Origin of the sequence: Thiomonas sp. 13-64-67, from assembly GCF_002282795.1 — a bacterium.
Taxonomy (GTDB): Bacteria; Pseudomonadota; Gammaproteobacteria; order Burkholderiales; family Burkholderiaceae_C; genus Thiomonas; species Thiomonas arsenitoxydans.
This window is the reverse complement of the sequence record NZ_NCKP01000086.1, coordinates 1-7,843: the sequence shown is the minus strand read 5'-3', so window position 1 is coordinate 7,843 and position 7,843 is coordinate 1. Positions and strand designations below refer to the sequence as shown.

Annotated in this window: 5 protein-coding genes; all 5 read left to right on the top strand. The window is 64.8% G+C overall.

Features of this window, described 5'->3' with window-relative positions:
- Nucleotides 1–3,456, top strand: a 3,456-nt coding sequence (locus B7X30_RS14415) for a glutamate synthase-related protein (protein WP_286731507.1), incomplete at its 5' end; no start/stop codon positions are given.
- 40 nt (nt 3,457–3,496) lie between these two features.
- Nucleotides 3,497–4,984, top strand: a complete 1,488-nt coding sequence (locus B7X30_RS14410) for a glutamate synthase subunit beta (protein ID WP_286731504.1) — start codon at nt 3,497–3,499, stop codon at nt 4,982–4,984.
- 93 nt (nt 4,985–5,077) lie between these two features.
- Nucleotides 5,078–5,710 (top strand): gamma-glutamylcyclotransferase, encoded by a 633-nt coding sequence (locus B7X30_RS14405; RefSeq protein WP_156054513.1) that lies wholly within the window; start codon nt 5,078–5,080, stop codon nt 5,708–5,710.
- A 39-nt stretch (nt 5,711–5,749) separates the two neighbouring features.
- Entirely contained in the window at nt 5,750–5,944 is a 195-nt protein-coding gene (locus B7X30_RS14400) for a hypothetical protein (protein WP_286731510.1), read from the top strand.
- A 222-nt stretch (nt 5,945–6,166) separates the two neighbouring features.
- On the top strand, nt 6,167–7,843 hold a 1,677-nt coding region (ycaO, locus tag B7X30_RS14395), incomplete at its 3' end, for a 30S ribosomal protein S12 methylthiotransferase accessory factor YcaO (protein WP_286731501.1).

Sequence of the window (7,843 nt, the reverse complement as noted above, 5' to 3'; positions counted from 1 at the left end):
GGCCGCATCATCGACGACAAGGAAATCAAGAGCCAGCTCGCCAGTGCGCGTCCCTACGGTCAGTGGATCGAAAACCTGCGCATCCGCATTGACGACCTCGATCATCTGGGCCACGCCGAGCCCTCGCCCATCCCCCTGCTCGACCGCCAGCAGGCCTTCGGCTACACCCAGGAAGACCTCAAGTTCCTGATGGCGCCAATGGCCGAAAAGGGCGACGAGGCCGTGGGTTCGATGGGCAACGACGCCGCGCTGGCGGTGCTGTCCAACCGCGCCAAGCCGCTTTACAACTACTTCAAGCAGCTATTCGCGCAGGTGACCAACCCGCCGATCGACTCGATCCGCGAGAACATGGTGATGTCGCTGGTGTCCTTCATCGGCCCGCGGCCCAATCTGCTCGACATCAATCAGGTCAATCCGCCCATGCGGCTGGAAGTCAGCCAGCCCGTGCTCGACTACGACGATATGGCGCGGCTGCGCTCCATCGCCCAGCACACCGGCGGCAAGTTCCGCAGTTTCGAGCTCGATATCTGCTATCCGGTGGCCTGGGGGCATGAAGGCATCGAGGCGCGCATTGCGTCCATTTGCGCCGAAGCGGTGGATGCGCTCAAGAGCGGTCACAACATTCTCATCATCACCGACCGCCACATGAGCGCGCAGCAGGTGGCCATTCCCGCGCTGCTTGCCTTGAGCGCGGTGCATCAGCACCTCACCGCCCACGGCCTGCGCACCCAGACCGGGCTGGTGGTGGAAACCGGCAGCGCGCGCGAAACGCATCATTTCGCCGTGCTCGCGGGCTATGGCGCCGAAGCGGTGCACCCATATCTGGCGCTCGACACCATTGCGGCAATGGCCAAAGACCTGCCGGGCGATCTCAGCGCCGAGAAGGCCATCACCAACTACGTCAAGGCCATCGGCAAGGGCCTGCAGAAGGTGATGTCCAAAATGGGCATTTCCACCTATATGAGCTACTGCGGCGCGCAGATCTTCGAGGCCGTGGGCCTGTCGCGCGCGCTGGTGGACAAATACTTCACCGGCACTTCCACGCAGGTGGAGGGCATCGGCGTGTTCGAGGTGGGCGAAGAAGCGCTGCGCATGCACCGCGAAGCCTTCGGCGATTCGCCCGTGCTCGCCAATATGCTCGATGCTGGCGGCGACTACGCCTGGCGCGCCCGCGGCGAAGAACATATGTGGACGCCCGACGCCATCGCCAAGCTGCAGCATTCCACCCGCGCCGGCAACTACAACACCTACAAGGAATACGCGCAGATCATCAACGACCAGTCGCGTCGCATGCTCACCCTGCGCGGCCTGTTCGAGTTCAAGATCGACCCCAGCAAGGCCATTGCCATCGATGAGGTGGAACCGGCCGCTGAGATCGTCAAGCGCTTTGCCACCGGCGCCATGTCGCTGGGTTCCATTTCCACGGAAGCGCACTCGACCCTGGCGGTGGCGATGAACCGCATCGGCGGCAAGAGCAATACCGGCGAGGGCGGCGAAGACCCGCTGCGCTACCGGCCTGAAATGCGCACGGGTTCAAGCGGCATCCAGGACGGCGACACCCTCGGCAGCGTGCTCGGCGCCGAGCGCGTCGTCAGCGACATTCCGCTGAAAAAAGGCGATTCGCTGCGTTCCAAGATCAAGCAGGTCGCCTCGGGGCGCTTTGGCGTCACCGCCGAATACCTGGCCAGCGCCGACCAGATCCAGATCAAGATGGCGCAGGGCGCCAAGCCCGGCGAGGGCGGGCAGTTGCCCGGCGGCAAGGTGTCCGAGTACATCGGCATGCTGCGCTACTCCGTGCCGGGCGTGGGCCTTATTTCGCCGCCGCCTCACCACGACATTTATTCCATCGAAGACCTGGCCCAGCTCATCCACGATTTGAAAAACGCCAATTCCCGCGCGTCCATCAGCGTCAAGCTGGTGGCTGAAAGCGGCGTGGGCACGGTGGCCGCCGGGGTGGCCAAGGCTAAGGCCGATCATGTGGTCATCGCCGGGCACGACGGCGGCACCGGCGCCTCGCCGCTGTCCTCCATCAAGCATGCCGGGTCTTCGTGGGAAATCGGTCTTGCCGAAACCCAGCAAACCCTGGTGCTCAACCGCTTGCGCAGCCGCATCCGCGTGCAGGTGGACGGCCAGATCAAGACCGGCCGCGACGTGGTCATCGGCGCGCTGCTGGGCGCCGATGAATTCGGCTTCGCCACCGCGCCGCTGGTGGTCGAGGGTTGCATCATGATGCGCAAGTGCCACCTCAACACCTGCCCGGTGGGCGTGGCCACGCAAGACCCGGCGTTGCGCAAAAAGTTTTCCGGCAAGCCCGAGCATGTGGTGAATTTCTTTTTCTTCATCGCCGAGGAAGTGCGCGCCATCATGGCACAGCTCGGCGTGCGCAAGTTCGACGATCTGGTCGGACGCACCGAGCTGCTCGACGCGCGCAAGGGCGTCGAGCACTGGAAGGCGCGCGGGCTCGATTTCAGCCGCGTGTTCCATCAGCCCGATGTGCCTGCCGACGTGCCGCGCCGTCAGACCGAGGAGCAGGATCATGGCCTCGCCAAGGCGCTCGATCATGTGCTGATTGAACGCGCCCGTCCCGCGCTGGAGCGCGGCGAGAAAGTGCAGTTCATCCAGAACGCGCGCAACGTCAACCGCACCGTGGGCGCCATGCTTTCCGGCGAAGTGGCGCGGCGCTATGGCCATGACGGCCTGCCCGACGACACGATCCACATCCAGATGGAAGGCACGGGCGGCCAGAGCTTCGGCGCTTTCCTCGCCCGCGGCATCACGCTCTACCTCATCGGTGAAGCCAACGACTACACCGGCAAGGGGCTGTCGGGCGGCCGCGTGGTGGTGCGCCCCAGCCTCGATTTCCGTGGCGACGCGCCGGGCAACATCATCGTCGGCAATACCGTGCTCTACGGCGCGATCGAAGGCGAAGCCTTCTTCCGCGGGGTGGCGGGCGAGCGCTTCGCGGTGCGCAATTCCGGTGCGACCACCGTGGTCGAGGGCACGGGCGACCACGGCTGCGAATACATGACCGGCGGCACGGTGCTGGTGCTGGGCGAAACCGGCCGCAACTTCGCTGCCGGCATGAGCGGCGGCATGGCTTACGTCTACGACGTGGACGGCCAGTTCGCCAAGCGCTGCAATACCTCCATGGTGGCGCTCGACAAGGTGCTTGCGGCGGCCGAGCAGAAAGCGCAGCAGGCCGAAGCGCTATGGCACCGCGGCCAGACCGACGAAGCCCAGTTGCGCAAGCTGCTGCAAGACCATCTGCGCTGGACCGGCTCGCAGCGCGCGCGTGAATTGCTCGACACCTGGGAAGAGGCGCGCGGCCGCTTTGTCAAAGTATTCCCGCACGAGTACAAGCGGGCGCTGGGTGAAATGGCTGCCAAGCGCGAGGCGCAGGCCGCCACGGATAAAGCCAAAGCGCCCGTCGGCCACGCCAGCGTGCCCGCCAAATAACTGAAGTGCATCGTTCAAGCACCACGAACAAGGATCGACCATGGGAAAAATCACCGGATTCATGGAATTCGAGCGGCAGGAAGAACAGTACGAAGCCCCCGCCGTGCGGCTCAAGCACTGGAAGGAATTCGTCCACGAACTGCCGGAAGACAAGGCCAAGACGCAGGCTGGGCGCTGCATGGACTGCGGCATTCCGTTCTGCAACAACGGTTGCCCGGTCAACAACATCATTCCCGACTTCAACGACCTCGTGTGGCAGGGCGATTGGAAGCGCGCGCTCGACGTGCTGCATTCGACCAATAACTTCCCCGAGTTCACCGGGCGCATCTGTCCCGCGCCGTGCGAGGCAGCCTGCACCCTGGGCATCAATGAAGCGCCGGTGGGCATCAAGTCCATCGAGCACGCCATCATCGACCGGGGCTGGAACGAAGGCTGGGTGACGCCGCAGCTGCCAGCGCACAAGACCGGCAAGACCGTGGCCGTGGTCGGCTCCGGCCCGGCTGGGCTGGCGGCGGCGCAGCAACTCGCCCGTGCGGGGCACGCTGTCACCGTGTTCGAGAAGAACGACCGTGCAGGCGGTCTGCTGCGCTACGGCATTCCCGATTTCAAAATGGAAAAGAGCCATATCGACCGTCGCATCGCGCAGATGCAGGCCGAGGGCGTGACCTTCCGCACCGGCGTGCTGGTGGCCGAACTGCCCAAGGACGGCCCCGGCGCCACTGTGTCCAACTGGGCCAAGGAGACCCTCACTCCCGCTCAGTTGCAGGCCGACTTCGACGCGGTGCTGTTGACCGGCGGCGCCGAGTTTCCCCGCGATCTGCCGGTGCCGGGGCGCGAACTCGATGGCATTCACTTCGCCATGGAGTTTCTGCCGCTGCAGAACAAGGTCAACGCCGGAGACAAGTTGAAAAACCAGATCACGGCCACGGGCAAGCATGTGGTGGTGATCGGCGGCGGCGATACCGGCTCGGACTGCGTGGGCACCAGCAACCGCCACGGCGCGGCCAGCGTTACCCAGTTCGAGGTCATGCCGCAGCCGCCTGAGGCAGAGAACAAGCCGCTGGTCTGGCCGTACTGGCCGATCAAACTGCGCACCTCCAGCAGCCACGAAGAAGGCTGCTCGCGCGACTGGGCGGTGGCCACCAAGGAGTTCATCCCCGGAACCGGCAAGGACAAGAACAAAGTCAAGCAGCTCAAGGCCTGCCGCGTCGAATGGAAAGACGGCCGCATGCAGGAAGTGCCCGGCAGCGAGTTCACCCTGCCTGCCGATCTGGTGCTGCTGGCTATGGGCTTCGTGCATCCGGTGGGCAGTGTGCTCGACGCCTTCGGCATCGACAAGGACGCGCGCGGCAATGCCAAGGCGGGTACCGAAGACGAAACCGGCTACGCCACCAATGTGCCCAAGGTGTTCGCCGCGGGCGATATGCGCCGTGGTCAGAGCTTGGTGGTGTGGGCGATCCGCGAAGGCCGCCAGGCCGCGCGCGAGATCGACCGGTTTTTGATGGGTAGCACCGTGTTGCCACGTTGATGCAGCGACCGACCACGACAGATCGCCCGTTTGTTGATCTGTTTTCTGATCTATATAGGGTCGGTGCAGCCGGGTTTCTCGGACAATGCCGGGATGATGCGCGAAGCCGATGACGATCACGGCCTGCCCCAGTTTCCGGGGCGGGATCCACAAGACATGCTGGAGGCCACGCTGGCCAGCCGCCCTGATGGCGACCTCTGGGTGTTCGGCTACGGCTCGCTGATCTGGAACCCGGAAGTCGTGCATGACGAAGTGCGTCCGGCGCGGGTGTGGGGCTGGCGGCGCACGCTGCGCATGTGGTCGCGCATCAACCGGGGCACGGAAGAAGCGCCCGGCCTGGTGTTCGCGCTGATGTCCGGCGGTTCCTGCAGCGGCATTGCCCTGCGCGTGCCCCAAAGTCGGGCCGAGCGCGAACTGCGCCAGTTGTGGAAGCGCGAAATGCCTCGCGCCGTCTATGACCCGCGCTGGATTGCCTGCCGCACTCCGCAGGGCGTGGTGCAGGCGCTCGCGTTCACCCTGCGGCCCAGCAGCCCGAGCTATACCGGTGAACTAGACGACGCGCAGTTGCTCGACATTCTGCGCACTTGCCGTGGCCGCTACGGCACCACATTCGATTACGTCGCGCGCACTGCGCAGGCGCTGCGCGACATCGGCATTCGTGATGTCGAGTTGGAGCGCATCATGGAACTGGCCGCGCAGCACCGACTCGACGCGAAAAATGCTTGATGCGGCGAGTCCGGGCCGCGACCTTCGATAGCATGTGGCATTCCCGCTGTCAAGCCAAATTACTCCTACGAAAAGCGTCAGAAAGAACTCGCCAAAGAGCGCAAAAAGCAGGAAAAACTGCAGCGCAAGGCCAATAAACCCGACAGTGCCGATGCGCCGGGCGAAGATCACGGTAGCGCTGTGCCGCCGAACTCCGTCCCCTCCGGCAACGCCAAGCCAAACTCCGAGAGTTGAGAGGGTGTGAACAAATCCGCCATGTCCGCTCCTCGCGCCCAAACACCCCCGTTCGGCGTTGCAAATGCGCGCCGTGTCGGCGGGCACGGCTGTGCTTTGCGCCTTGACCGGGGGCGTTTGGGCGCGCTGCTCGGCCACGCCGGGTTCATTCACACCCTCTGACCTCCGCGGGGCGGCGGGCGCAGGCTCTATGCTGAGCGCCCTTTTCCACCGGCCCCGCCCATGACCTCCCCCGAACATTTCATTCCCGGCAAGGACGCTTCGCTCGAACAGTCCATCGCCACGCTGCGCAGCAAGCTGAGCGCGCTGGGCTTTCACCTCGAAGAGCGCTCCTGGCTCAATCCGGTGGAAGGCGTGTGGTCGGTGCATGTGCGCGATCACGACTGCGCTCTGCTGTTCTCCAACGGCAAGGGCGCCTCCGAGCTGGCGGCGCGGGCCAGCGCGCTGGGCGAGTTTGCCGAGCGCCTATCCACCCATTATTTCTGGACGCATTTCTACCTGGGCGAGGCAATAGCCCACCGTGCGCATGTGCATGCGCCGGGTGAGCGCTGGTTCCCGCTGAACGGCGACGCCTGGCCCGAGGGGCTGCTCAACCCCGAGCTGCGCGCCTTCTACAACCCGCACGACGCGGTGCCTGCCGCGCAGCTCGTCGACCTCAATTCCGGCAACGTGGCGCGCGGCATTTGCGCGCTGCCCTATCAGCGCCTGTCCGACGGCGCGACCGCCTACTTTCCGGTCAACCTCATCGGCAATCTGTATGTGAGCAACGGCATGTCGGCTGGCAACACGCTGATGGAAGCGCGCACCCAGGCGTTGTCGGAAATTTTCGAGCGCCATGTGAAGTTCCGCATCATCCGCGAAGCGCTATGTCTGCCGGACGTGCCCGAGGACGTGATCGCGCGCTACCCGCACATTGCCGCCGGCATCCGCGGCCTGCGCGAGGCGGGCTTCGGCATCGTGGTGAAAGATGCTTCGCTCGGCGGACGCTACCCGGTGATGAACGTCACCCTGCTGCACCCCGGCGACCAGGGTTGCTTCGCTAGCTTTGGCGCACACCCGCGCTTCGACATCGCGCTGGAGCGTGCCCTCACCGAATTGCTGCAGGGCCGCGCGCTCGACGCACTGGCCGGATTTCCCGCGCCCGGCTTCGATCTCGCCGAAATTGCCGATCCGCAAAACCTGGAAATCCACTTCGTCGATTCCAGCGGCGTGCTGTCTTGGGAGTTTTTGCGCAGTACGCCCGACTTCGACTTTGCCGACTGGAACTTCGGCGCCTCCACCGAACAGGATTACCACTGGTCAGTGGCCGCGCTGCACGCCGAGGGCCATCAGATCTATGTCGCCGACTTCACCCAGCTCGGCGTTTACGCCTGCCGCATCCTGGTGCCCGGGGTGAGCGAAATCTATCCGGTGGACGAACTCGAATACGAGAACAACAGTGTGGGCATTGCGCTGCGCGCCGACATCGCCCGCCTGCCGGAATTGTCCGGGGACGAATGCGTTGCGCTCTACGACCAGATCGTCGAACTGGAACTGGCCGACGAGCGCCCGGTGAGCGTGCTCATTGGTCTCGCCCCCGACCCCGACACCGCCTGGGCCGGGCTCAAGATCGGCGAACTCAAGCTGCTGCTGGCGCTGGCCAGCGGCGACGACGACGCCATACTCGAAGGCTGCGCCTGGCTCGCCCAGTATGGCCAGCGCAGCCCGGAACGGCTCAAGGTGTTTCGCTGCATCGCCGATCTGCTCAAGCTGCAGGACGCCTCAGAGGGTGTGAATGAATCCGGCGTGGCCGAGCAGCGTGCCCAAAGGGTTCCAATCAAGGCGCAAAGCACAGCCGTGCCCGTCGGCACGGCGCGCATTTGCAACGCCGAGTGGGACGATTTGGGTGCGACGAGCGGG